Source organism: Pseudomonas triclosanedens, assembly GCF_026686735.1.
In the GTDB taxonomy this organism is placed as follows: domain Bacteria; phylum Pseudomonadota; class Gammaproteobacteria; order Pseudomonadales; family Pseudomonadaceae; genus Pseudomonas; species Pseudomonas triclosanedens.
Genome location: NZ_CP113432.1, coordinates 4603538 through 4628718 on the forward strand (window position 1 = coordinate 4603538; position 25181 = coordinate 4628718).

The window sequence follows — 25181 nt, forward strand, 5'->3', positions numbered from 1 at the left end:
CTCCTGGGCATCAACGCCCGCGTTCCTGCAACCACGCCTGAGCGGCGTTGCGTGCACACTGATCGGCCGCCAGCACCGCATCCAGGGATTCGACCGGGACATGCGCCTCGCGGTTCAGCACCTCCTCGATGATAACCGCGATCTCGGTGAAACGGATGCGCCGGTCGAGGAACGCCGCCACAGCGATTTCATTCGCCGCATTGAGCATTGCCGGGACGCTGCCGCCCGCCTCCGCCGCCTGTCGGGCGAGGCGCAGACAGGGGAAACGCTGCTCATCCGGCGGACAGAAATCCAGCCGGGCGATAGTGAACAGATCCAGCGGGGACACGCCGGAATCGATACGTTGCGGCCATGCCAGCGCGTGGGCGATGGGAGTGCGCATGTCCGGATTGCCCAACTGGGCGAGGACGGAGCCATCGACATAATCCACCAGCGAGTGAATGACACTCTGCGGATGGATCACCACTTCGACTTTCGACGGCGGCGCATCGAACAGCCAGCAGGCTTCGATCAGCTCCAACCCCTTGTTCATCATGCTGGCGGAGTCCACGGAAATCTTCCGCCCCATCGACCAGTTGGGATGGGCGCACGCCTGCGCAGGGGAAACATCTGCCAGAACATCCAGGGGAGTCTCACGGAACGGCCCCCCAGAAGCCGTCAGCAGAATGCGTCGCACACCGACATTGACAAGGCCACGGGAGTAGTCCGCCGGCATGCACTGGAATATTGCGTTGTGCTCGCTGTCGATAGGCAGCAGCACGGCTCCACTAGCGCGCACCGCATCCATGAACAGCGCACCGGACATGACCAGCGCCTCCTTATTGGCCAGCAGCACCCGCTTGCCGGCCCGCACCGCCGCCAACGTGGGCTTGAGACCAGCCGCGCCGACGATGGCCGCCATCACAACATCCACCTCGGGATGCGCGCCGATCTCGCAAAGGCCTGCCTCACCAACGAGTACACCGGTATCCAGGCCCGCCGCCCGCAGGCGGCCCTGAAGATGCCGGGCCTGATCCGCCTCGTGCACCACAGCGAAGCGGGGGCAATGACGCAGACAGAGCACTTCTAACTCCGCCAGCCGAGAGAAACCACTCAGGGCGAAGACACGATAGCGATCCGGATGCCGGCCGACCACGTCCAGAGTGCTAAGACCGATGGAGCCGGTCGCACCAAGCACACTGATCCATTGCGGAGCACTCACGGCGCGCCCCAGCCCACGGCCCACAGCAGCACGGTGAAGACCGGAATCGCCGCCGTCAGGCTATCGATGCGATCGAGCACACCGCCATGCCCAGGCAACAGGTTGCTGCTGTCCTTGAGACCTGACTGGCGCTTGAACATGCTCTCGGTCAGATCGCCAACCACCGACAGCGCGACCACGATAGCCGCGCAAGGCAGCGCCAGCAGCAGTTCGCGCACACTCCAGTCACGGTAGATCGCTACCGCGACAGTAATTGCCAGGCTCAGAGCCAGGCCACCGTAGAAACCTTCCCAGCTCTTTCCGGGACTGACGCGCGGTGCCAGCTTGCGCTTGCCGAATGCCTTGCCGGAGAAGTAAGCGCCGATATCCGCCGCCCATACCAGCACCATCACGGCAACTATCAGCCAGTTGGCCAGCGGCCATTGCTTGAGCAACACCAGCCCCTGCCAGGCTGGCACCAGGATCAGCAGACCGATCAGCAGCCGACGCCAACGCCCCCCCCAACTGGAGGCGCTATCGGGGTAGGTCAGCACCATGACCGTGGCCAGCAGCCACCAGAGCACAGCCAGTATCAGGACTGCGCCAGCCGACTGTGGCAGCCAGGAGAGAGCCAGCATCAATGCGGCGACGAGAGCCGCATAGCCGATGCGCGCAGGCTGCTCGTTATAACCAGCCAGGCGCGCCCATTCCCAGGCGCCGAGACTGACCACCAGACCGATGAACAGCGAGAAGGCCGCGCCATCGAGGAGGAAGAAACCACCCAGCGCGATCGGCAACAGGATCAGCGCCGTGATGATTCGTTGTTTCAACATGTCGGGGGTGCCTCGGCCTCGACCTGCTCGCTGGTCTTGCCGAAACGGCGCTGGCGAGAGGCGTAGTCGACCAGCGCAGCCTGCATGGCTTCACGCTTGAAGTCGGGCCAGTAGAGATCGGAGAAATACAGCTCGGCATATGCCAGCTGCCAGAGGAGAAAGTTGCTGATTCGGTGCTCACCGCCGGTACGTATGCAGAGGTCCGGCATAGGCTGATCCGCAGTGGACAGACACCCCTGGATCAGTTCAGGGGTGATTTCGTCCGGCGCCAGATGGCCTGCCTGCACCTCGCGAGCGAGACGCTGCGCAGCCTGGGTGATGTCCCACTGGCCACCGTAGTTCGCAGCCACCTGCAGCAGCATGGCGCTGCCTTCGGCAGTCATCGCCTCGGCTTCACGCATGGCGGCCTGCAGCTCCGGAGCGAAACGGTTGCGATCACCGATGATACGCAGGCGAATGCCATTGGCACTGAGCTTGCGCACTTCACGGCGCAACGCCATGAGGAACAGCTCCATCAGCGCACCGACCTCATCGGCCGGGCGCTGCCAGTTCTCGCTGGAGAAGGCGAACAGCGTCAGCACTTCGACGCCCGCCTCGGCGCAGGTCTTGATCACCGCGCGAACGGCATCCACACCCGCTTTGTGCCCGGCAACGCCAGGCATCAGGCGTTTTTTCGCCCAGCGGTTGTTACCGTCCATGATGATTGCCACGTGCCGGGGCACGGGCGTCACCTGCTTGGTCTTTTCCATAGACGAGAGTCCGGCCGTCAGACGGCCATCAGGTCCGCTTCCTTGGCCTCAAGGGCCTTTTCGATCTCGGCGACGAACTTGTCGGTGATCTTCTGGATATCGTCTCCGGCGCGACGCTCATCGTCCTCGCTGATTTCCTTCTCTTTCTGCAGATCCTTCAACTGCGCCAGGGCATCGCGACGGATGTTGCGCACGGAAACGCGAGCCTGCTCCGCCTCGGCACGAGCCTGCTTTGTGAAGCCCTTGCGGGTTTCCTCGGTCAGAGCCGGCATCGGAACGCGAATCGTGGTACCCGCGGTGGCTGGGTTCAGGCCCAGATCGGAGGTCATGATGGCCTTCTCGACGGCCTGGATCATGCTCTTGTCGAAGACGCTCAGAGCCAGGGTACGGGAGTCCTCGACGGTGATGTTGGCAACCTGGCGCAGCGGGGTATCGGAACCGTAGTAGGACACCATGACGCTATCCAGAATGCTCGGGTGCGCACGGCCGGTGCGAATCTTGGCGAAGGCGTGGCCCAAGGCTTCCAGGGTCTTGCCCATACGATCCTGCGCTTCCTTCTTGATCTCGTTGATCATCTCAATCCTCCTCGATCAGGGTGCCTTCAGCACCACCTACAACAATATTCAGCAGCGCGCCGGGCTTGTTCATGTTGAACACGCGCAGCGGCATTTTCTGGTCCCGACACAGGCAGATGGCGGTAAGGTCCATCACGCCCAGCTTGCGATCGAGCACTTCGTCGTACGTCAGACGCTCGAACTTCTCGGCATTCGGGTCTTTGAACGGGTCGGCAGTGTACACGCCGTCCACCTTGGTCGCCTTCAGCACTACGTCAGCATCTATTTCAATGGCGCGCAGGCAGGCAGCCGAGTCGGTGGTGAAGAACGGGTTGCCGGTACCGGCGGAGAAGATCACGACTTCACCGCTGTTCAGATGGCGCATGGCCTTGCGACGATCGTAATGATCGGTAACGCCAACCATCGAGATGGCCGACATGACGATGGCAGTGATGTTGGAACGCTCCAGTGCATCACGCATGGCGAGGCCGTTCATCACGGTAGCCAGCATGCCCATGTGGTCGCCAGTGACGCGATCCATGCCAGCGGCAGACAGGGCAGCACCACGGAACAGGTTGCCACCGCCGATGACCAGGCCAACCTGGACACCGATACCGACGAGTTGACCGATTTCCAGGGCCATCCGATCGAGCACCTTGGGGTCGATGCCGAATTCCTCGGCCCCCATCAGGGCTTCGCCGCTCAGTTTTAGAAGAATGCGTTTATAGCGAGGTTGACGAGCGCTCAGCTGCTGAGCCATGACCTTTTTCTCCTGCGGCGATTGAATGCTGTGCGCCTTGTGGGCGCTTTGCGGAAGCATGGACCAGCCATGCTTACGGTGCCTTTAACCCGCCTTGCGGGCCCGCCCCGTGGAAACCACCCCTTTTGGCTTCCCCAGTTTGGCAAAGAGGCCGCGCGCGTTAGCGGGCAGCCTCTTGCGGGGCGACAGTCCTGGGACCGTCTATTACTGCTTGGAAGCGGCTACTTGAGCAGCAACCTCGGCGGCGAAGTCAGCTTCGACCTTCTCGATGCCCTCGCCCACTTCGTAGCGAACGAAGGAAACGATCTCGGCACCGGCTTTCTTGGCCAGGTCACCAACCTTGACTTCCGGATCCTTGACAAATGCCTGCTCGACCAGGCTGGCTTCGGCCAGGAACTTCGAGATACGGCCTTTGACCATGTTCTCGACGATATTCTCCGGCTTGCCGGCGATCTTGTCGGCGTTCAGGGCCAGGAAGATTTCCTTTTCCTTGGCAACGGCTTCTTCGGAAACCTGCGACGGATCCAGGAACTGCGGATTGCTGGCGGCGATGTGCATGGCGACGTCGCGAGCCAGTTCAGCGTTGCCACCCTTCAGGGTGACCAGAACGCCGATGCGGTGGCCGTGCAGATAGGCGCCAACCACGTCGCCCTCAGAACGGGCCAGACGACGGATATTGACGTTCTCGCCACACTTGGCGACCAGGGCCTCACGGGCAGACTCCTGCTCGGCGATCAGCGGAGCAGCGTCGGTCAGCTTCTGCTCGAAAGCCTTGTCCAGGCTGGCGGCAACGAAAGCCTTGAAGTCATCCTGCAGGGCCAGGAAGTCGGTCTGCGAGTTGACTTCGATGATGGTAGCGGCTTTGGCGTCGTCAGAAACCTTGACGGCGATGGAGCCTTCGGCGGCGATGTTGCCAGCCTTCTTGGCGGCCTTGATGGCGCCGGAAGCACGCATATCGTCGATGGCCTTCTCGATATCGCCTTCAGCGGCAACCAGGGCCTTCTTGCACTCCATCATGCCCTGGCCGGTACGCTCACGCAGTTCCTTGACCAGTGCTGCAGTAATTTCTGCCATTTCGAAATCCTCTTGAGTTGCTCTCAAAACCAGATTGCCCGGAAGCCCGGGCGGAATTTTCGGGGTGGCAAAAAGGGGGCCTAGCCCCCTTCCTGCTCACCGTAGGACGTCTGGACGTCCTGGAATCAGCCTTCGGCGGATTCGGCCGGTGCTTCTTCGACGAACTCGTCAGCGGTCACGCCACCGGCGCTCTTGCCACGCAGTACGGCATCGGCCATGGAGCCCAGGTACAGTTGTACGGCGCGGATGGCGTCGTCGTTACCCGGGATAACATAGTCAACGCCTTCCGGGCTGCTGTTGGTATCGACGATACCGATGACCGGGATACCCAGCTTGTTGGCTTCGGTGATAGCGATGCGCTCGTGGTCGACGTCGATCACGAACAGAGCGTCCGGCAGGCCGCCCATGTCCTTGATGCCGCCCAGGCTGCGATCCAGCTTTTCCAGATCACGGGAGCGCATCAGGGCTTCTTTCTTGGTCAGCTTGGCGAAGGTGCCGTCCTGAGCCTGGGTTTCCAGCTCACGCAGACGCTTGATCGACTGACGGATGGTCTTGTAGTTGGTGAGCATGCCGCCCAGCCAACGGTGATCGACGTACGGCATGCCGCAACGGGCGGCTTCTTCACGAACGATCTTGCCGGCGGAACGCTTGGTGCCGACGAACAGGATCTTGTTCTTGCCCTGGGCCAGGCGCTCAACGAAGGTCAGGGCCTCGTTGAACATCGGCAGGGTTTTTTCGAGGTTGATGATGTGAATCTTGTTGCGCGCGCCGAAAATGAACTTGCCCATTTTCGGGTTCCAGTAACGGGTCTGGTGGCCGAAGTGCACACCGGCCTTCAGCATATCGCGCATATTGACTTGGGACATGATAGTTCCTCGATAAGTCGGGTTAGGCCTCCATGCACCCCAACGGCCAACCCTTCCGGGCACCCAGGCCATCGTGTCGATGCATGTGTGGGGTTATGCCTCGAAATGGCCGTAGCCTTCGAAGCGGGGCGCTTTATACCACAACCTTGGACGCAACGAAACCCGCACGGATGTCCGGCACACCCTCGACTCCCCGGCAGCACCCTTAATAGGAGGGCGCCAAGTCTGATAGACTTGCGTATTCATCTCATTTACCCGCGCGAACGCAGCGCCTCAAGAGAATTCGCATGACCGTCACCATCAAGACGCCCGAAGACATCGAGAAAATGCGCGTCGCCGGCCGTCTGGCCGCCGAAGTGCTGGAAATGATCGGCGAACACGTCAAGCCCGGCGTCACCACCGATGAACTGGACCGCATCTGCCACGACTACATCGTCAACGTGCAGAAGGCCATTCCGGCGCCCCTGAATTATAAGGGCTTCCCCAAGTCGATCTGTACCTCGGTCAATCATGTGGTGTGCCACGGCATTCCCAACGAGAAGCCGCTCAAGGAAGGCGATATCGTCAACATCGATATCACCGTGATCAAGGACGATTATCACGGCGACACCAGCAAGATGTTCCTGGTCGGCAAGACCCCGGAATGGGCCGACCGCCTGTGCCAGATCACCCAGGAGTGCATGTACAAGGGTATCTCCGTGGTCAAGCCCGGCGCGCGCCTGGGCGACATCGGCGAAGTGATTCAGAAGTTCGCCGAGAAGAACGGCTTCTCCGTAGTACGCGAGTATTGCGGCCACGGCATCGGCAAGGTGTTCCACGAGGAGCCGCAGGTCCTGCATTACGGTCGCGCCGGCACCGGCCTGGAACTCAAGGAAGGCATGATCTTCACCATCGAGCCGATGATCAACCAGGGCCGCCCGGAAACCCGCCTGCTGGGCGACGGCTGGACCGCCATCACCAAGGACCGCAAGCTGTCTGCGCAGTGGGAGCATACCGTGCTGGTCACCGCCGACGGCTACGAGATCCTGACCCTGCGCAACGACGAAAGCTTCCCGCGCACGCCGGCCTGACCGGGAGCGGTTTGCAATATCGCCGACGGCTGGGTAGAACATAGAAATCCCGGCCCGGCACAGCCATCGGGCCTGGCGCCAAACGCCCGGGCTCGATTGCCTTTTGCCCCTGCCCTCCCTCTGGAAACTGATTGCAACCTTGCGAGCCAGAGCAGAACGAGGCCCACGACCAATGGGAACAACAGCCGCAGGCTGGCCCGGAAGGCGAGCGCCAGCGAATCAAACATGCGAGGACGCGGAGGGTAAATGAGCAGTACTCGCTACGCTCGTCCCTTCGGGGCCGTACCGAAGTGCGTTAGCCGCAAGCGACTTCCGAGCCTGTTTTCAACGCAGTTCTGCCGACGTTCAGCAGTTCGCGCACGGGTTCCAAGCCATTGATCAGGAAGGCTGTCATGCCGCAGGTAGATCCCGAGTTGTTCGACCGCGGGCAGTTCCAGGCGGAACTGGCCCTCAAGTCCAGCCCTATCGCCGCCTTCAAGAAGGCCATCCGCCAGGCCAACGAAGTGCTCGACGCCCGCTTCAACGGCGGCCGCGATATTCGCCGGCTGATCGAGGACCGCGCCTGGTTCATCGACCAGATCCTGCAACAGGCCTGGAACCGCTTCGACTGGGGCGACGACGCCGACATCGCGCTGGTCGCCGTGGGCGGCTATGGTCGAGGCGAACTGCATCCGCATTCGGACATCGACATCCTCATCCTGCTCGAAAGCGAGGACCAGGAAAGCTTCCGCCAACCCATCGAAGGCTTCCTCACCCTGCTCTGGGACATCGGCCTGGAGGTCGGCCAGAGCGTGCGCTCGGTGGCCGAATGCGCTGACGAGGCGCGTGCCGATCTGACCGTCGTGACCAACCTGATGGAGTGCCGCACCATTTCCGGCCCGGACAGCCTGCGCCAGCGCATGCTCGATGCCACCGGCCCGGCGCAGATGTGGCCAAGCGGCCAGTTCTATCTGGCCAAGCGCAAAGAGCAGATTCACCGCCACACCAAATACAACGATACCGAATACAACCTCGAACCCAACGTCAAGGGCTCGCCCGGCGGCCTGCGCGACATCCAGACGCTGCTCTGGGTCGCCCGCCGTCATTTCGGCAGCCTCAACCTGCACGCCCTGGTGCGCGAAGGTTTCCTGGTGGAGAGCGAATGCTCGGTCCTGGCCTCCAGCCAGGAATTCCTCTGGAAGGTCCGCTACGCCCTGCACATGCTCGCCGGCCGTGCCGAAGACCGCCTGCTGTTCGATCATCAGCGGCGCATCGCCGGCCTGCTCGGCTATGAAGGCAACGACGCCAAGCTGGCCGTCGAGCGCTTCATGCAGAAGTACTACCGCGTGGTGATGGCCGTTTCCGAGTTGAACGACCTGATCATGCAGCACTTCGAGGAAGTGATACTGCGCGCCGGGGAAAACGGCCACATCCAGCCGCTCAACAGCCGCTTCCAGCTGCGCGACGGCTACCTGGAGGTCACCCACGCCAACGTCTTCAAGCGCACGCCGTTCGCTCTCCTGGAAATCTTCGTGCTGCTGGCCCAACACCCGGAGATCAAGGGCGTGCGCGCGGACACGATCCGCCTGCTGCGCGACAGCCGGCACCTGATCGACGACGACTTCCGCCACGACATCCGCAACACCAGCCTGTTCATCGAGCTGTTCAAGTGCAAGGAAGGCATCCACCGCAACCTGCGCCGGATGAACCGCTATGGCATCCTCGGCCGCTACCTGCCGGAGTTCGGCTTGATCGTCGGGCAGATGCAGCACGACCTTTTCCACATCTATACGGTCGATGCACACACCCTCAATCTGATCAAGCACCTGCGCAAGCTGCGCCGCCCGGACATGGCCGAGAAGTACCCGTTGGCCAGCAAGATCATGGAGCGCCTGCCCAAGCCCGAACTGATCTACATCGCCGGCCTCTATCACGACATCGCCAAGGGTCGTGGCGGCGACCACTCCGAACTGGGCGCGGTAGACGCCGAGCAATTCTGCCAGCTCCACCAATTGCCACCGTGGGATACCAACCTGGTCTCCTGGCTGGTGCAGAACCATCTGATCATGTCGACCACCGCGCAGCGCAAGGACCTCTCCGATCCGCAGGTGATCTACGACTTCGCCCAACTGATGGGCGACCAGACGCACCTGGACTACCTCTACGTGCTGACCGTGGCCGACATCAACGCCACCAACCCCACACTGTGGAACTCCTGGCGTGCCAGCCTGCTGCGGCAGCTCTATACCGAGACCAAGCGCGCCCTGCGTCGCGGCCTGGAAAACCCGGTAGATCGCGAAGAGCAGATTCGCCAGACCCAGAGTGCGGCCATCGATATCCTGGTGCGCGGCGGCATCGACCAGGACGATGCGGAGCAACTCTGGAGCCAGTTGGGCGACGACTACTTCCTGCGCCATACCGCCGCCGATGTGGCCTGGCACACCGAAGCCATCCTCCAGCATCCCGACGACGGCACTCCGCTGGTGTTGATCAAGGAAACCGCCCAGCGCGAATTCGAGGGTGGCACCCAGATATTCATCTACGCGGCCGACCAGCACGACTTCTTCGCCGTGACCGTGGCGGCGATGGACCAGCTCAACCTGAACATTCAGGACGCGCGGATCATCACGTCCACCAGCCTGTTCACTCTCGACACCTACATAGTTCTTGACGCCGATGGCGGCTCGATCGGAGACAATCCAACCAGAGTTGCGGAAATTCGCGAAGGGTTGGTCAATGCGCTGAAGGACCCGGACGACTACCCGAACATTATCCAGCGCCGCGTGCCACGCCAGCTCAAGCACTTCGCCTTCGCCCCGCAGGTAACCATTTCCACCGACGCGGCGCGCCAGGTCAGCGTGCTGGAAGTGATCGCACCCGACCGCCCAGGCCTGCTTGCGCGCATTGGCGGGCTCTTCCTCGACTTCGACCTCTCGGTGCAGAACGCCAAGATCGCCACCCTCGGAGAGCGCGTGGAAGACGTCTTCTTCGTCACCGACGCCCACAACCAGCCGCTCTCCGACCCCGAACTGTGCGAACGCATCCAGGGCGCGCTGGTGGAAACCCTTTCAGAAGCCAGCGGACAGGACACCATCCCGGTCCGCATCAGTATCTAGAAAACGAGCCTTGCCCCCATGAATCCTGCCCTCGACTCGCTCCAGCCCTACCCCTTCGAGAAGCTCCGCGCCCTGCTCGCCGGCGCCCAGCCGCCAGCGCATATGAAGCCGATCGCACTGTCCATCGGCGAACCCAAGCACCGCTCGCCGAGCTTCGTCGCCGAAGCGCTGAGCGCCAACCTCGACCAGCTCGCCGTCTATCCGACCACCCTGGGCATCCCCACCCTGCGCGAAGCCATTGCCGCCTGGTGCGAGCGCCGCTTCAAAGTGCCGGCGGGCTGGCTTGACCCGGCGCGCCATGTGCTGCCGGTGAACGGCACCCGCGAAGCGCTGTTCGCCTTCACGCAGACCGTGGTGGACCGCAACGCCAATGGCCTGGTGGTCAGCCCGAACCCGTTCTATCAGATCTACGAAGGCGCAGCCCTGCTGGCCGGGGCCGAGCCGCACTACCTGCCGTGTCTGGAAGCCAACGGTTTCAACCCGGACTTCGACGCCGTGCCTGCAGATGTATGGGCGCGCTGCCAGATTCTCTTCCTCTGCTCCCCGGGCAACCCAACCGGTGCGCTGGTACCGCTGGAAACCCTGAAGAAGCTGGTCGCCCTTGCCGACGAGCACGACTTCGTGATCGCCGCCGACGAGTGCTACAGCGAGCTGTACTTCGACGAACAGAACCCGCCGGCCGGCCTGCTGACCGCGTGCGCCGAACTGGGCCGCTCGGATTTTGCGCGCTGCGTGGTGTTTCACAGCCTGTCCAAGCGCTCCAACCTGCCAGGCCTGCGCTCGGGCTTCGTCGCCGGTGACGCCGAGGTACTGAAGAAATTCCTCCTCTACCGCACCTACCACGGCTGCGCCATGCCGGTTCAGACCCAACTGGCCAGCGTCGCCGCCTGGAAGGACGAAGACCACGTACGCGCCAACCGCGACATGTACCGGGAGAAGTTCGATGCAGTGCTCGACATCCTCGCCGGTGTGCTTGAGGTGCAGCGCCCCGACGGTAGTTTCTACCTGTGGGCGAAAACCCCCATCGCCGATACCGAATTCTGCCGCGGCCTGTTCGGCCAGCAGCATGTCACCGTGGTGCCGGGCTCCTACCTGTCGCGCGAAGTGAACGGCGAGAACCCCGGCGCCAATCGCGTGCGCATGGCGCTGGTTGCCCCGCTGGCGGAATGTGTGGAAGCGGCAGAACGCATCAAGCGTTACGTGCAGGGCCTCTGACGCTGCCTGCGTAGGGCGCATAACGCGCCAGCGTTATCCGCCGCGCGGGTTACGGCGGATAACCTGTTCCAGGTTATCCGCCCTACAGCCTGAACAATCCTCGCTCTTACGAAGAGCTCGTCACACCCAGCGTGCCGCCTTGCTGGTCACCCAGGCCTCCTGGTTGTCCAGTTCCCCCAGCACCTCGCGCATGGTCTCGTCGTCGATCTCGTGTTCACGGCGCATGCGGTACAACTCCAGGCGCTGGGCGCGCAACGCCTTGATGCGCAATGCCTGGTCGGCCAGCTCCAGGCTGCGTGCACGCTCGCGCGCTTCCTTGCTATCCGGCGCCGGGTCCAGCTCATGTCGGTACTCGGCCATCAGCCGCGCCTTCACTTCGGCAAGGCGCGCCGTTTCCTCCGCATCGGAATGTTCGCCGACAGGCAGCTCCTCGCTTTCCAGCATATGGATCGCCGCCGCGGCGGTCTTGCGCCATACCACCTGGGCCTCGATTTCACGCTGGTCATTGCTGGCGACCGGCAGCCCGCGCAGCAGGATCGGCAGGCCGATGGTCGCCGCCAGCAGTGAAACCAGGATCACTCCAGCGGCGATGAAGATGATCAGATCGCGCTGCGGGAAGGGCGAACCATCGCCCAGCAGCAGCGGCACCGACAGCACACCCGCCAGCGTCACCGCACCGCGCACGCCGCCCAGTGCCGAGATGGCCGACAGCCGCAGGGTCGGCTCGCCCGGCCGGCCGCCCAGCTCCACGCCCCACCAGCGCTCGAAGCGCACCGAAACCTTCCAGTAGCACCAGACCCAGGCGAAGCGCAACAACAGCAGCGCGACGAACACCGCCAGCACGTAGAACGCCAACAGCGATGAACGCCAGAGCATGTCGTCGGCGTGGTGCGACACCGACTTGAGAATGTCCGGCAACTGCAACCCCAGCAGCAGGAACACAACACCGTTGAAAGCAAACTCCAGCATCGACCAGACACTGCGGTTGAGCAGGCGGGTATTGGTCTGCCGCGGCAACAGGTCGACCCAGCTCTGCATCATGCCCGCGGCCACCGCCGCCAGGATCCCGGACACGCCTATTTCCTCGGCGATCATGTAACAGGCGAACGGCAGCAACAGCATCAGCACCACATGCGTCGCCGGGTCGTCCCAGCCACGGCGGATCATCCAGCCCCGAATGCGCCCCAGCAGCCAGCTCAGCAGCACACCGCAGGCCAGGCCGCCGATGGCCACCAGCAGGAACGACAGGCTGGCGTCCATCAGCGAGAAAGTCCCGGTCATGGCGGCGGCGATGGCGAACTTGAACGCCACCAGGCCCGAAGCATCGTTCATCAGCGCCTCGCCCTGCAGGACGTGCATCAGGCGCTTGGGCAGCCGGTTCTGGGCGATCGCCGAGACGGCTAGGGCATCGGTCGGTGACAGCACCGCCGCCAGGGCGAAGGCCGCGGCCCAGGGTATCTCCGGAATCATCAGATGGATGAAGGTACCGCCGACCACTACCGTCATCAGCACCAGCGCAAAGGCCAGCGCCAGGATCGGCCCGCGCATCTTCCAGAACTCGCCCTTTGGCATGCGCCAGCCGTCGACGAACAGCAGCGGCGGAATGAACAGGAACATGAAGAGTTCGGGATCAAGCGCCACGTGCAGGCCCAGGCTCGGCCACGCCAGCGCTGCGCCGGCGGCGATCTGGATCAGCGGCAGAGGTAACGGGATCAGTTGCGCGGCGAGCCGCGTGCCCCCTACGGTCAACAGCAGGATCAGCACGGTGTAAACGGTTTGCATCGACGAACTCCCAGCACAGCGCTCCATTGAACCATCGCCCGCGCGACGGATCAGCCGCAAGGCGGGCAAAAGATTGTTGCAATCGGACAGCCTCCCACCGGCGTCCCCCAAGCGCTGCGGAAATGGCATAATCCCGCGCCTGTAAAAAAGCACGAGAAGGAGATGCGCCCCGTGAGTCAGCGGACGCTGTATGGAATCAAAGCGTGCGACACCATGAAGAAAGCCCGCACCTGGCTGGACGAGCATGGCGTCGAGTACGCGTTCCACGATTACAAGACTAGCGGAATAGACCGCGCGCACCTGGAACAATGGTGTGGCGAGCATGGCTGGGAGACCATCCTGAACCGTGCCGGCACTACGTTCCGCAAGCTCGACGACGCCCAGAAGGCCGATCTCGACCAGGCCAAGGCCATCGAACTGATGCTGGCCCAGCCGTCGATGATCAAGCGCCCGGTACTCGACCTCGGTGGTCGTACCCTGGTCGGCTTCAAGCCCGACAACTACGCCGCAGCGTTGGCCTGAGGCCGTCCGCCATGAGCATTGCCTGGGCCCTGTTCCTCCCCGCCTGCTTCGCCCTGAACCTGGCGCCGGGACCGAACAACCTGCTGTCGCTGAACAACGCCGCGCGTTTCGGCCTGCTGCGGGCCACCCTCGCCGGCGGCGGGCGCCTGCTTGCCTTCGCCGGGATGCTGGCACTGGCGGCCTCGGGCCTGGCTCTGGTGCTGCAGACCTCGGCCTGGTTGTTCCTGGCGATCAAGGTGGTCGGCGCAGGCTACCTGCTGTGGCTCGCCATCCAGCTCTGGCGCGCACCGGCCGCCAACCTCGGTGTCGACGGCGCCCCGGCGCCAACCGCCAGCCTCTGGCGCCTGGTTCGCCAGGAGTTCTGGGTAGCCGCCGGTAATCCCAAGGCGATTCTCATCTTCACCGCCTTCCTGCCGCAGTTCGTCGACCCGCACCAGCCTGTGGGTGTCCAGTTCGCCCAACTTGGCGCAGCCTTCCTGCTGCTGGAATGGCTCGCCATTGCCCTCTACGGGCTCGCCGGGGTCCGCCTCGGCAAGCTGCTCGCCGGCGCACGCGTCCGGCGTCTGTTCAACCGTGGTTGTGCCGCGCTGCTGGGCAGCGCCGGGCTGGGCCTGCTGCTCAGCCGCCGTCCGGCCTGACCGAATTCGTTCTTAGAGAATATCTTTTTAAGGAATCCCCACATGTCGAAATCCCTGTTCAGCCTGGCCTTCGGTGTCGGCACCCAGAACCGCCAGGGCAACTGGCTGGAAGTCTTCTACGCGCAGCCGCTGCTGAACCCCAGCGCCGAACTGGTCGCCGCCATCACCCCGCTGCTGAACTACGAAGGCGGCAACCAGGCGATCGCCTTCACCGCCCACCAGGCCTATCAGTTGGCCGACGCTGTCGAGAGCGTGGACGCTGCCCAGGCAGCTCTGCTGAACCGCCTGGCCGAGAGCCAGAAGCCGCTGGTCGCCACCCTGCTGGCAGAAGACGCCGCCCTCAGCTCCACCCCCGAGGCCTACCTCAAGCTGCACCTGCTGTCCCACCGCCTGGCCAAGCCCCACGGCCTCAACCTGACCGGCATCTTCCCGCTGCTGCCGAACGTCGCCTGGACCAACCAGGGCGCCGTCGACCTGACCGAACTGGCCGAACTGCAACTGGAAGCACGCCTCAAAGGCAAGCTGCTGGAAGTCTTCTCGGTGGACAAGTTCCCGAAGATGACCGACTACGTAGTGCCGGCTGGTGTGCGCATCGCCGACACCGCCCGTGTACGCCTGGGCGCCTACATCGGTGAAGGCACCACTGTGATGCACGAAGGCTTCGTCAACTTCAATGCCGGCACCGCAGGCCCCGGCATGATCGAAGGCCGCGTCTCCGCTGGCGTGTTCGTCGGCAAGGGCTCTGACCTTGGCGGCGGCTGCTCCACCATGGGCACCCTGTCCGGCGGCGGCAACATCGTCATCAGCGTAGGCGAGGGCTGCCTGATCGGCGCCAACGCTGGTATCGGCATCCCGCTGGGCGACCGCAACATCGTCGAGTCCGGCCTGTACATCACCGCCGGCACCAAGGTCGCCGTGCTGGACGACCAGAACAACCTGGTCAAAGTGGTCAAGGCGCGCGACCTGGCCGGCCAGGCCGACCTGCTGTTCCGCCGCAACTCCCAGACCGGTGCGGTCGAGTGCAAGACCAACAAGACCGCGATCGAGCTGAACGAAGCGCTGCACGCACACAACTAAGCTTGGCGCCCCGCTCGCGCGGGGTACGCACTAAGCTTTGAGAAGCGGGGGCTGCGGCCCCCGTTTTCCATTCTCCACAACCGGCCGCACGCCCATGTCCATTCCCTCGCCCTGGCGCTCCGACTTCCCGGCCCTCGCCGCCTTCGAGGCAGAAGGCCAGACCTACCTCGACAGCGCTGCCACCGCGCAGAAACCGCGCGCCATGATCGACGCCCTGGCCGGCTACTACACCAGCGGCGCCGCCAACGTGCATCGCGCCCAACACCTGCCCGGCGAACGCGCCACCCGCGCCTTCGAGGCGACCCGCACCCTTGCGGCCAACTGGCTCAATGGTGGCAGCCCGGCTCAGATCATCTTCACCCGTGGCGCCACCGAAGCGCTGAACCTGCTGGCCTACGGGCTGGAAAGCCAGTTCCAGGCGGGCGACGAAATCGCCATCAGCGCCCTGGAACACCACGCCAACCTGCTGCCCTGGCAGCAACTGGCGCAGCGCCGCGGCCTGAAGCTGGTGGTGCTCCCGCTGGACAGCACCGGGCGCGTCGACCTGAACCGCGCCGCCGGCCTGATCGGCCCGCGCACCCGGCTGCTCGCCGTCAGCCAGTTGTCCAACGTGCTCGGCACCTGGCAGCCATTGCCGGATCTGCTGCAGATGGCCCGACAGCATGGTGCGCTGACCGTCGTGGATGGCGCCCAGGGCGTAGTACACGGACGGCACAACCTGTCGGCGCTGGGCTGCGACTTCTACGTCTGCTCCAGCCACAAGCTCTACGGGCCGGACGGACTGGGCCTGCTCTGGGGCCGCCCGCAAGCGCTGGAGCGCCTGGCGCACTGGCAGTTCGGCGGCGAGATGGTTCGCGTGGCGGACTACTTCGACGCCCAGTTTCACAACGCGCCCATCGGCTTCGAAGCCGGCACCCCCGCTATCGGCGCGGTGATCGGCCTCGGCGCCACCCTGGACTGGCTCGGAGGGCAGGACGGCGCTGAAGTCGCCGCCCACGAAGACCTGCTCCACGCCCGCCTGCTTGCCGGACTGCGTGCCCGCGACGGCGTACTGGTACTGGGCGAACCGGAAGTGGCGCTGGCCAGCTTCACGGTCGAAGGTGTGCACGTCGCCGACCTCGGCCACCTGCTCACCGAACAGGGTATCGCCGTGCGCGCCGGCCACCACTGCGCCATGCCGCTGATGAAGACCCTGGACGTCGCCGGCGCCCTGCGCGTCTCCCTCGGCCTGTACAACGACGGCAGCGACCTGGAACGCTTCTTCAATGCCCTCGATGGCGCGCTGGAGCTGCTGCGATGACCCTGCCAAGCGCTGCCGAAAAAGCGCTGCTGGCCTTCACCGCGCTGGGCGGCTGGGAACAGCGCGCACGCCTGCTGATGCAGTGGGGAGATAGCCTGGAACCACTGAGCGACATCGAACGCAGCGACGAACAGCGCGTGCACGGCTGCGAGAGCAATGTCTGGCTGGTCGCCGAACCCCGCGCCGGCCGCTGGCACTTCCGCGCCTATAGCGACGCCCGCCTGCTGCGCGGCCTGCTGGCGCTGTTGCTGGCCCGGGTTGACGGCCTGCCGGCGGAGGAGCTGTCCGCCATCGATCTGCCAGGCTGGTTCGAGCAACTGGGCCTGGGCCGGCAACTGTCGCCATCACGCAGCAACGGGCTGAATGCCGTGCTGAGGCGGATGCAGGAGCTGATCGGCACCTGATGTGACGGCATATGCACAGGAGCGGATTCCATCCACGACGTTTCCGGCACGTTGCCGACGAAGTCCGCTCCCACACAAAGCATTCAGCCGCCAGAGCGCTCCGACGGCCGCCGTGCACCGGCCACGATCTTGTCCACTGCCCGCGCCGCCGCGACCATGCCGAAGGTAGCGGTGACCATCATTACCGCACCGAAGCCGCCGGCACAGTCCAGTTTCACCCCTTCGCCGACGAAGCTCTTGGACTGGCAGACCGTGCCGTCCGGCTTCGGGTAGCGCAGTTGCTCGGTGGAAAATACGCACTGCACGCTGTAGTGGCGGCCCGGCGTGCGCGAGAAGTTGTAGTCGCGGCGCAGCGTCGAGCGAACCTTGGCGGCCAGCGGATCGTTGAAAGTCTTGTTGAGGTCGGCGACCTGGATCTGCGTCGGGTCGACCTGGCCACCGGCGCCCCCGGTGGTGATGATCTGCAGCTTGCGGCGCTTGCACCAGGCGATCAGCGCGGCCTTGGCGGCAACGCTGTCGATGCAGTCGATCACGCAATCCAGTTCGGTGGTGATGTACTCCGCCATCGTTTCACGAGTGACGAAATCAGCAACCGCATGGACGACCACGGCCGGGTTGATCGCCTTCAGGCGCTCGGCCATTACCTCCACCTTGGGCCTGCCAACGGCGCCCTGGATGGCATGGACCTGGCGATTGGTGTTGGTGACGCAGACATCGTCGAGGTCGAACAGGGAAATCTTGCCCACGCCACTACGGACCAGGGCCTCGGCCGCCCAGGAACCAACGCCGCCGATTCCCACTACCGCCACGTGGCTGGCCGCCAGCCGCTCCAGGCCCTCACGGCCATAAAGCCGCGAAATGCCGCCGAAACGCTGTTCATCCAGTTCCATCACCCTGCCCTCGCATCGAAACGGCCGGCATTCTATAGGGTCTGCCCGCGTTTGGCGCACCCTGCATCGAGATGCCGGACCACCTGCCGTCCTCTTCACATCCAGGCCATGCAACAAAGCTGATCCGGCGCAGCCCCAGGCACGCATCCAGACCTCATTCTAAACTCGCGGAACAAGCCTGCCCGCCCCCGGCCGGCAGCCTGTACAGCCCGTGGAGTGCGGGGTAGGATGCGCCCCGACCGGATGCCGTTCCGGCCTTCCCCGTTCCACCCTTTGGAACCCGATCGCACCATGCCTGCACGCAAGTTCGGCCTCAACCTGGTGGTCTTCGTCGCCCTCGCGGCGCTCTTCACCGGCTTCTGGGCCCTGTACAACCGCCCTGTCAGCGTTCCCGACTGGCCGGAAAGCATTTCCGGTTTCTCCTTCTCGCCATTCCGCCTGAACCAGAATCCGCAGAAGAACCAGTTCCCCAGCGACGACGAAATCCGCTCGGACCTTGAACTGGTGTCGAAGCGGACCGACAACATCCGTACTTACTCGGTCAAAGGTTCGCTGGCCGACATCCCGCGCCTGGCCGAGGAACTGGGCATGCGCGTCAGCCTGGGGATCTGGATAGGCCCGGACGAAGCGGAGAACGAGGCGGAAATCGCCCGCGGCATCGAAATCGCCAACAACTCGCGCAGCGTGGTGCGGGTGATCGTCGGCAACGAGGCACTGTTCCGCCGGGAGGTCACGGTGGAGCAGATGACCGCCTACCTGGACCGTGTGCGCAAGGCGGTGAAGGTACCGGTGACCACCGCCGAGCAATGGCACATCTACGAGAAGTACCCGGAACTGGCCAGGCACGTCGACCTGATCGCCGCCCACGTGCTGCCGTACTGGGAATTCACCCCGATGGACGAGTCGGTGCAGTTCGTCCTCGACCGCGCCCGCGAACTGCGCGCCAAGTTCCCGCGCAAGCCGCTGCTGCTCGCCGAAGTGGGCTGGCCGAGCAACGGCCGTATGCGCGGCGGTGCCGACGCCACCCAGGCCGACCAGGCCATCTACCTGCGGCGCCTGACCAATGCCCTGAACAAGAAGGGCTACAACTACTTCGTCGTCGAAGCCTTCGACCAGCCGTGGAAAGTCAGCGACGAAGGCTCGGTCGGCGCCTACTGGGGCGTATACAACGCCCAGCGCCAGCCGAAGTTCAACTTCGAGGGCCCTGTGGTCAACATCCCGCAATGGCGCGCCCTGGCGGTAGCATCGGTGGTGATGGCGCTGCTGGCCCTGACCCTGCTGATGATCGACAGCAGCGCCTTGCGCCAGCGCGGCCGCACATTCCTCTCGGTAGTCGCCTTCGCCGGCGGCTCGGTGCTGGTGTGGATCGCCTACGACTACAGCCAGCAATACAGCACCTGGTTCAGCATGACCGTCGGCGGGCTGCTGGGCATCGGCGCGCTGGGTGTGTTCATCGTCCTGCTCACCGAGGCCCATGAACTGGCCGAGACCGTCTGGGTCCGCAAGCGCCGCAGGCCGTTCGATCCGATTCTCGCCGACCAGGGCTATCGGCCCAAGGTTTCGGTGCACGTTCCCTGCTACAACGAACCGCCGGAGATGCTGAAGAAGACACTGGACGCCCTGGCGAAGCTCGATTATCCGGACTTCGAAGTCCTGATCATCGACAACAACACCAAAGACCCGGCGGTGTGGGAGCCGGTGCGCGACTACTGCGAAGTGCTCGGCCCACGCTTCCGCTTCTTCCACGTCGCACCGCTGGCTGGCTTCAAGGGCGGCGCGCTGAACTACATCCTGCCGCACACCGCGCCCGACGTTGAGGTCATCGCGGTAATCGATGCCGACTATTGCGTCGAGCCTAACTGGCTCAAGCACATGGTGCCGCACTTCGCCGATCCGAAGATCGCCGTGGTGCAGTCGCCGCAGGACTACTACGACGGAGAGGAAAACACCTTCAAGAAACTCTGCTACGCCGAGTACAAGGGCTTCTTCCACATCGGCATGGTCACCCGCAACGACCGCGACGCAATCATCCAGCACGGCACCATGACCATGATCCGCCGCACCGTGATGGACGAGCTGAAGTGGGCCGACTGGACCATCTGCGAGGACGCCGAACTGGGCCTGCGGGTGTTCGAGAAAGGCTATTCGGCGGCCTACTCGCACCAGAGTTTCGGCAAGGGCCTGATGCCAGACACCTTCATCGACTACAAGAAGCAGCGTTTCCGCTGGGCCTACGGCGCCATCCAGATCATGAAGGGCCACGCCCGCGCGCTGTTCCAGGGCAAGGACAGCAAGCTGACCACCGGCCAGCGCTACCACTTCGTCGCCGGTTGGCTGCCGTGGATAGCCGATGGCATGAACATCTTCTTCACCATCGGCGCACTGCTCTGGTCGTCGGCGATGATCATCGTGCCCAAACGGGTCGACCCGCCGCTGCTGATCTTCGCCATCCCGCCGCTGGCGCTGTTCTTCTTCAAGTTCGGCAAGATCATGTTCCTCTACCGCCGCGCGGTGGGCGTGAACCTGCTGCGCTCGTTCCAGGCGGCGGTGGCAGGGCTGGCGCTCTCGCACACGATTGCCAAGGCGGTGCTGTACGGGGCGTTCACCAAGACCATTCCGTTCATCCGTACGCCGAAGATGGCCTCCACCCATGGCATCCTCGTCGCCCTCGCCGAAGCGCGGGAGGAAGTCTTCATCATGCTCCTGCTGTGGGGGGCTGCGCTGGGTATCGTGCTGGTGCAGGGCGTACCGAGCCGCGACATGATGTTCTGGGTGGCGATGTTGCTGGTGCAGTCCCTGCCCTATCTGGCCGCGCTGGTCATGGCGCTGCTGTCGTCCGCGCCCAAGCCGCATTTGGCGCCGGCCGCCAATCCGGCAACCACATAAGGCGAAGCGGGCGTAGCGGTCTCTGCTCCTGCGCCCGACCATCCGTCTCCTCGCAGCAACGCCGGCCATGCGCCGGCGTTTTTGCTTTAAGATGGGCGCCTTTCCGTTCCACCCCCAGGATGCCCTCAATGTCCCTCTCGCCGACACTGGCCCTCGCCTGCGAGCTGATTCGCCGTCCCTCCGTCACACCGGTCGATGCCGACTGCCAGCAAATGATGATGCAGCGCCTGGACGCCTGCGGCTTCACCCTGGAACCCATGCGCATCGAAGAGGTGGACAACTTCTGGGCCCTGCGCCAGGGCCGTGACGGCGCCAACGGCCCCGTGCTGTGCTTCGCCGGCCATACCGATGTGGTCCCGACCGGCCCCGAACAGGCCTGGCAGCACCAGCCATTCGACGCACTGATCGATGCCGACGGCATGCTCTGCGGCCGTGGCGCGGCAGATATGAAAGGCAGCCTGGCGTCGATGATCATCGCTACCGAGCGCTTCGTCGCCGACCACCCTGACCATCGCGGCAGCATCGCCTACCTGATCACCAGCGACGAGGAAGGCCCGGCCCACCACGGCACCAAGGCCGTGGTCGAACGCCTGAAGGCGCGCAACGAGCGTCTGGACTGGTGCATTGTCGGCGAGCCGTCCAGCACCACCCTGGTGGGTGATGTGGTCAAGAATGGGCGTCGTGGTTCCCTCGGCGCCACCCTGACCGTGCGCGGCAAGCAAGGCCACGTGGCCTACCCGCACCTGGCCAGGAACCCCATCCACCTGGCCGCGCCCGCCCTGGCGGAGCTCGCCGCCGAGCACTGGGACGATGGCAACGACTACTTCCCGCCGACCAGCTTCCAGATCTCCAATATCAACGGCGGCACTGGCGCCACCAACGTGATTCCCGGCGAGCTGAAGGTGATCTTCAACTTCCGCTTCTCCACCGAATCCACCGTCGAAGGCCTGCAGCAGCGCGTTGCCGCCATCCTCGACAAGCATGGACTGGAATGGCACATCGACTGGGCGCTGTCCGGCCTGCCGTTCCTCACCCAACCGGGTGAGCTGCTCGACGGCGTAGCGGCGGCGATTCGCGCGGTCACCGGCCGCGAGACCACGCCGTCCACCTCCGGCGGCACCTCCGACGGCCGCTTCATCGCCACGATGGGGACCCAGGTGGTCGAGCTGGGCCCGGTGAACGCCACCATTCACCAGGTGGATGAGCGCGTACTGGCCAGCGATCTCGACGTGCTGACCGAAATCTACTACCAGACCCTGGTGCGACTGCTGGCATGAGTGGACCGAACAAAGGCTTCTGCCTGGGCGCCATCCAGCCCGACACCCCGCCCCCTGCCCCGGCCGCCGAGCGCCGCTATGCGCTGCGCGTTTACCAGATCGCCCAGCGCCGCCGTTCGCTGCCGACCGTGCTGCGCAACGACCTGCCGCCACCGCTGGGGCCATCCCAGGGAAAGAAATGATGCTGATCTGTCCGCTCTGCCGTGAGGCGCTCGGCGTGGTCGACAACGGCGTGGCCTGCCCCGCCGGCCACCGCTTCGACCGCGCGCGCCAGGGCTATCTGAACCTGCTGCCGGTGCAGCACAAGAAGAGTCTCGACCCGGGCGACAACGCCGCGATGGTCGAGGCACGCCGCTACTTCCTCGGTGCCGGCCACTACGCGCCGCTGGCCGGGCGCCTGGCCGAACTGGCCGCCGAACGCGCTCCGTCGCACTGGCTGGACATCGGTTGCGGCGAGGGCTACTACACCGCGCAACTGGGCGAAGCCCTGCCCGACGCCGATGGCTATGCCCTGGATATCTCCCGCGAAGCCGTCAAACGCGCCTGCAAACGCGCCCCGCAACTGACCTGGATGGTCGCCAGCATGGCCCGCGTGCCGCTGGCCGATGCTTCCTGCCAACTACTGGCCAGCGTATTCAGCCCGATCGACTGGAAGGAAGCGGCTCGCCTGCTCGCGCCCGGCGGCGGCGTACTGCGCCTGGGCCCGGCGCGCGATCATCTGCTGGAGTTGCGTCAGCGCCTGTACGACGAAGTTCGCGAGTACGTCGAAGACAAGCACCTTGCCGACCTGCCCGAAGAGCTCAAGCTGGCACATACCGAACAACTGAGCTTCAAGCTGCCGCTGGAAACCCGCGAATCCCGCGAGCACCTGCTGGCCATGACCCCGCACGGCTGGCGGGTGAACGCCGAGCGACGCGAGCGCATCCTCGCCGAGCCCTTCGAGGTCACGGTCGCGGTACGCTACGATTGGCTGGAACGCCAAAAACCCTGAAGCCGGTTCGACACCGGCCCTGAACAGGCTTACGAGGACGCCATGCGCCAACCGGACATCGAGATCTATATCAAGGACGCCGACCAGGCCGCCGTCAGCGCCTGGCTGGAAAGGGCACTTGGCCCCTGCTCCGAATGGCGCGCCCAGGGCGAGACGCTCAAGTGCACCGCCGGCAGCATTCCAGTGACCTGGCTGCCGAAAGCCGTGGGCAAGTGGAACAGCCTGTTCCTGGACAGCGCCAAGACCCCGTGGGACGACGATGTTGCCTGCGCGCGCGATGCCTGCGCGGCCCTGGAGGTGGAAGTACGCTGCGCGCCAGGCAGTTGGAGCGAGGACCAAGGCGAAGAGGACGCGGACCGCTGGCTGAAAGTGACTGCCGCGGGCGTCGAAGAGATCACCTGGCGCACGGGCTGAATCGCCCCTGGCAAGGTTTGAAAAACAAAGGCCCGTCCATTGGACGGGCCTTTGTTTTCGGGGGCTCAGACCTTGGCGACGTCTTCCGCCTGGAGGCCTTTCTGACCCTGGATCACCGAGAACTCCACTTTCTGGCCTTCAACCAGGGAGCGGTGACCATCGCCACGAATGGCACGGTAGTGAACGAAAACGTCCGGACCGCTATCGCGTTGAATGAATCCATAACCTTTGGCGTCATTGAACCACTTGACGGTTCCGACCTCACGATCAGCCATTACCACACTCTCCAACTTGCCTATTATTTTTGGATGGCCCCCGGGAATGAGGACTTCAACGGTTCGTCCGTCAGTACGTTTTCCTCATCCCGCCCCAGGCAAAAGCCTCGTTGGAGGTAATTCGAATAACGCCAGAAGGCGACCGCCATCCCGAGTATATAAACCAAAAGTTACAGGTGGAAAGCACTTTTTCATCAACTCCGCGACCCTATGACCAAACAAGCCAAAGTGCCATTTTTCGGGGCCTGCAGAGCCATTTTGGTGCTCGTTACCCTGCGTAACGAAAGTGTTTCGAACGTGGACTTGCTCGCAATTTTGGACGATGGTTCCGGGCGTTTTCGCAACACCTTGAGCCATCTCAGCGCTCCCCCTTGAAATCGGCCAGACGGCGCGCCAACGCGTCGGCCTGCTCCGCCTCGAGGCGATATGCCCAGTCGCTGCGCGCGAGGACCTGCCCCTCGGCAAATCCTTCTATCCGATCCAGCAACAGCCAGGGTTGGTCGCCCTGACGCTGCAGGTGCGCCAGAAGGTGTGCACCATCCAGGGTCTTCACGGTCAGAGAAAGCTGCGGCGGCCCCTTGAACTGCACCTGGCTCAGCGGCGCCACCTCGTTGAAGCGCAAATCACCGAACGGCAGCGCCATGCCGTTCGCAGCCGCCTCGACAGGCAGTTTCGTACCCTTGGGCAACTGCCGCACCCGCAGGTTGGGCTCGCCAGGCTGGTCGCGGAAGACGGTAAGGGTTTCGCCCTGTGGATAGCGCACCGATACCTCGGCGATGTCCTCGAAAGCGATGGCGGTGATTCGCCGATCCAGCCAGTCCAGCTCATCGGGCGGCAGGTTCAGGGGCTGGTCGATCAACCACGCCTGGTCGTTTCCCGGCTGCCGAACCAAACGCCCGCCCTGCTGCGCCGCCTTGCCCAGCAGTAGGTCGACAGGTGCGCCGGACGAGCGCAGCACGGTGAGGCGCACGGCGGCGCCCTCCCCCTTTTCCGCCAGGCCAAGCCGCGGGAAGTTGGCCGGATCGCGGGTCTTGGGTTCGACCTTGCGGGCTTGCGCCAGCTCCAGCAGCAGGTCACCGATCAGGCGTCCTGCAGCCCGGTAGTCTTCCTTGGCCGGCATCACCCAGCCACCGTCCTTGCGCGCCACCTCGATGGGCGGCTGGCCGGGGCGCTCGATGCGTACGGCGCTGACCTGCTGCGGGTCGAGCCCCGGCAGATAGCGGGTGTCCTGCTCCGGCAGCGGCTCGGGCGCGCGCTGCAGCCAGAAGAACAGCCCGCCCAGAAGCGCCGCCAGTGCCATCAGCAACAACAGACTCCTGCGCTGCATGG

At 64.2% G+C, this 25181-nt stretch carries 24 protein-coding genes; 13 read left to right on the forward strand and 11 right to left on the reverse strand.

From position 1 onward, the window contains the following. Window positions 1–10: 10 nt before the first annotated feature. The 7 genes from ispC to rpsB form a co-directional block, all read right to left on the reverse strand. The gene (ispC, locus tag OU419_RS21315) at window positions 11–1201 is read right to left on the reverse strand and encodes a 1-deoxy-D-xylulose-5-phosphate reductoisomerase (RefSeq protein ID WP_254470757.1); all 1191 of its coding nucleotides are present in this window, start codon (window positions 1199–1201) and stop codon (window positions 11–13) included. Then, on the reverse strand, window positions 1198–2013 hold the full coding sequence (locus OU419_RS21320) for a phosphatidate cytidylyltransferase (protein WP_254470756.1): 816 nt from the start codon (window positions 2011–2013) through the stop codon (window positions 1198–1200). The genes ispC and OU419_RS21320 overlap by 4 nt, the downstream gene beginning before the upstream one ends. Then, window positions 2007–2762: a polyprenyl diphosphate synthase gene (gene uppS, locus OU419_RS21325; RefSeq protein ID WP_254470755.1), complete on the reverse strand. Its 756-nt coding sequence runs from the start codon at window positions 2760–2762 to the stop codon at window positions 2007–2009. Before uppS ends, OU419_RS21320 begins: the two co-directional genes overlap by 7 nt. 17 nt (window positions 2763–2779) lie before the next feature. Beyond that, window positions 2780–3337 (reverse strand): ribosome recycling factor, encoded by a 558-nt coding sequence (gene frr / locus OU419_RS21330; RefSeq protein WP_254470754.1) that lies wholly within the window; start codon window positions 3335–3337, stop codon window positions 2780–2782. Between the two features lies 1 nt (window position 3338). After that, window positions 3339–4076 (reverse strand): UMP kinase, encoded by a 738-nt coding sequence (pyrH, locus tag OU419_RS21335; protein WP_015476260.1) that lies wholly within the window; start codon window positions 4074–4076, stop codon window positions 3339–3341. Window positions 4077–4280: 204 nt separating this feature from the next. Continuing rightward, on the reverse strand, window positions 4281–5150 hold the full coding sequence (gene tsf / locus OU419_RS21340; RefSeq protein WP_254470753.1) for a translation elongation factor Ts: 870 nt from the start codon (window positions 5148–5150) through the stop codon (window positions 4281–4283). Window positions 5151–5275: 125 nt separating this feature from the next. Continuing rightward, window positions 5276–6016: a 30S ribosomal protein S2 gene (gene rpsB, locus OU419_RS21345; protein ID WP_254470752.1), complete on the reverse strand. Its 741-nt coding sequence runs from the start codon at window positions 6014–6016 to the stop codon at window positions 5276–5278. Window positions 6017–6303: 287 nt separating this feature from the next. On the opposite strand from rpsB, the gene map reads away from it, so the two are divergent. From map to dapC, 3 genes are all read left to right on the forward strand, one after another. Next, a complete protein-coding gene (gene map, locus OU419_RS21350) occupies window positions 6304–7086 on the forward strand; it encodes a type I methionyl aminopeptidase (RefSeq protein ID WP_254470751.1) in 783 nt (260 codons plus the stop codon). 392 nt (window positions 7087–7478) lie between these two features. Next, window positions 7479–10181, forward strand: coding sequence for a [protein-PII] uridylyltransferase (locus OU419_RS21355; RefSeq protein WP_254470750.1), 2703 nt, complete (start codon window positions 7479–7481; stop codon window positions 10179–10181). A gap of 18 nt (window positions 10182–10199) precedes the next feature. Continuing rightward, entirely contained in the window at window positions 10200–11396 is a 1197-nt protein-coding gene (gene dapC / locus OU419_RS21360; RefSeq protein WP_254470749.1) for a succinyldiaminopimelate transaminase, read from the forward strand. Between the two features lie 120 nt (window positions 11397–11516). Here dapC and OU419_RS21365 read toward each other — a convergent pair whose 3' ends face one another. Beyond that, window positions 11517–13178: a Na+/H+ antiporter gene (locus OU419_RS21365; protein WP_254470748.1), complete on the reverse strand. Its 1662-nt coding sequence runs from the start codon at window positions 13176–13178 to the stop codon at window positions 11517–11519. A gap of 162 nt (window positions 13179–13340) precedes the next feature. On the opposite strand from OU419_RS21365, the gene OU419_RS21370 reads away from it, so the two are divergent. The 5 genes from OU419_RS21370 (at window position 13341) to OU419_RS21390 (ending at window position 17119) form a co-directional block, all read left to right on the forward strand. Then, a complete protein-coding gene (locus tag OU419_RS21370; protein ID WP_254470747.1) occupies window positions 13341–13700 on the forward strand; it encodes an ArsC family reductase in 360 nt (119 codons plus the stop codon). Window positions 13701–13711: 11 nt separating this feature from the next. Next, window positions 13712–14338 (forward strand): LysE family translocator, encoded by a 627-nt coding sequence (locus OU419_RS21375; RefSeq protein ID WP_254470746.1) that lies wholly within the window; start codon window positions 13712–13714, stop codon window positions 14336–14338. 42 nt (window positions 14339–14380) lie between these two features. Further along, complete coding sequence (gene dapD, locus OU419_RS21380; protein ID WP_254470745.1) at window positions 14381–15415, forward strand: 2,3,4,5-tetrahydropyridine-2,6-dicarboxylate N-succinyltransferase; 1035 nt, start codon at window positions 14381–14383, stop codon at window positions 15413–15415. A gap of 94 nt (window positions 15416–15509) precedes the next feature. Next, a complete protein-coding gene (locus tag OU419_RS21385; protein WP_254470744.1) occupies window positions 15510–16715 on the forward strand; it encodes an aminotransferase class V-fold PLP-dependent enzyme in 1206 nt (401 codons plus the stop codon). Further along, window positions 16712–17119, forward strand: coding sequence for a SufE family protein (locus OU419_RS21390; RefSeq protein ID WP_254470743.1), 408 nt, complete (start codon window positions 16712–16714; stop codon window positions 17117–17119). The genes OU419_RS21385 and OU419_RS21390 overlap by 4 nt, the downstream gene beginning before the upstream one ends. A gap of 83 nt (window positions 17120–17202) precedes the next feature. Here OU419_RS21390 and tcdA read toward each other — a convergent pair whose 3' ends face one another. After that, a complete protein-coding gene (gene tcdA, locus OU419_RS21395) occupies window positions 17203–18009 on the reverse strand; it encodes a tRNA cyclic N6-threonylcarbamoyladenosine(37) synthase TcdA (RefSeq protein WP_254470742.1) in 807 nt (268 codons plus the stop codon). Between the two features lie 291 nt (window positions 18010–18300). Between tcdA and OU419_RS21400 the strand changes: the two genes are divergently transcribed. The 5 genes from OU419_RS21400 (at window position 18301) to OU419_RS21420 (ending at window position 23577) form a co-directional block, all read left to right on the forward strand. After that, window positions 18301–20895, forward strand: coding sequence for a glycosyltransferase (locus OU419_RS21400; protein ID WP_254470741.1), 2595 nt, complete (start codon window positions 18301–18303; stop codon window positions 20893–20895). 119 nt (window positions 20896–21014) lie between these two features. After that, a complete protein-coding gene (gene dapE / locus OU419_RS21405; RefSeq protein ID WP_254470740.1) occupies window positions 21015–22172 on the forward strand; it encodes a succinyl-diaminopimelate desuccinylase in 1158 nt (385 codons plus the stop codon). Beyond that, window positions 22169–22354, forward strand: a complete 186-nt coding sequence (locus OU419_RS21410) for a hypothetical protein (RefSeq protein ID WP_254470739.1) — start codon at window positions 22169–22171, stop codon at window positions 22352–22354. The genes dapE and OU419_RS21410 overlap by 4 nt, the downstream gene beginning before the upstream one ends. Next, entirely contained in the window at window positions 22354–23163 is an 810-nt protein-coding gene (locus OU419_RS21415; protein WP_254470890.1) for a putative RNA methyltransferase, read from the forward strand. Before OU419_RS21410 ends, OU419_RS21415 begins: the two co-directional genes overlap by 1 nt. Window positions 23164–23205: 42 nt before the next feature. Next, window positions 23206–23577, forward strand: coding sequence for a hypothetical protein (locus OU419_RS21420; RefSeq protein WP_254470738.1), 372 nt, complete (start codon window positions 23206–23208; stop codon window positions 23575–23577). Between the two features lie 65 nt (window positions 23578–23642). Here OU419_RS21420 and OU419_RS21425 read toward each other — a convergent pair whose 3' ends face one another. Both OU419_RS21425 and OU419_RS21430 read right to left on the reverse strand, forming a co-directional pair. Next, entirely contained in the window at window positions 23643–23852 is a 210-nt protein-coding gene (locus OU419_RS21425; protein ID WP_015476243.1) for a cold-shock protein, read from the reverse strand. Window positions 23853–24210: 358 nt separating this feature from the next. Next, window positions 24211–25179 (reverse strand): DUF4340 domain-containing protein, encoded by a 969-nt coding sequence (locus OU419_RS21430; protein ID WP_254470737.1) that lies wholly within the window; start codon window positions 25177–25179, stop codon window positions 24211–24213. Window positions 25180–25181 lie beyond the last annotated feature (2 nt).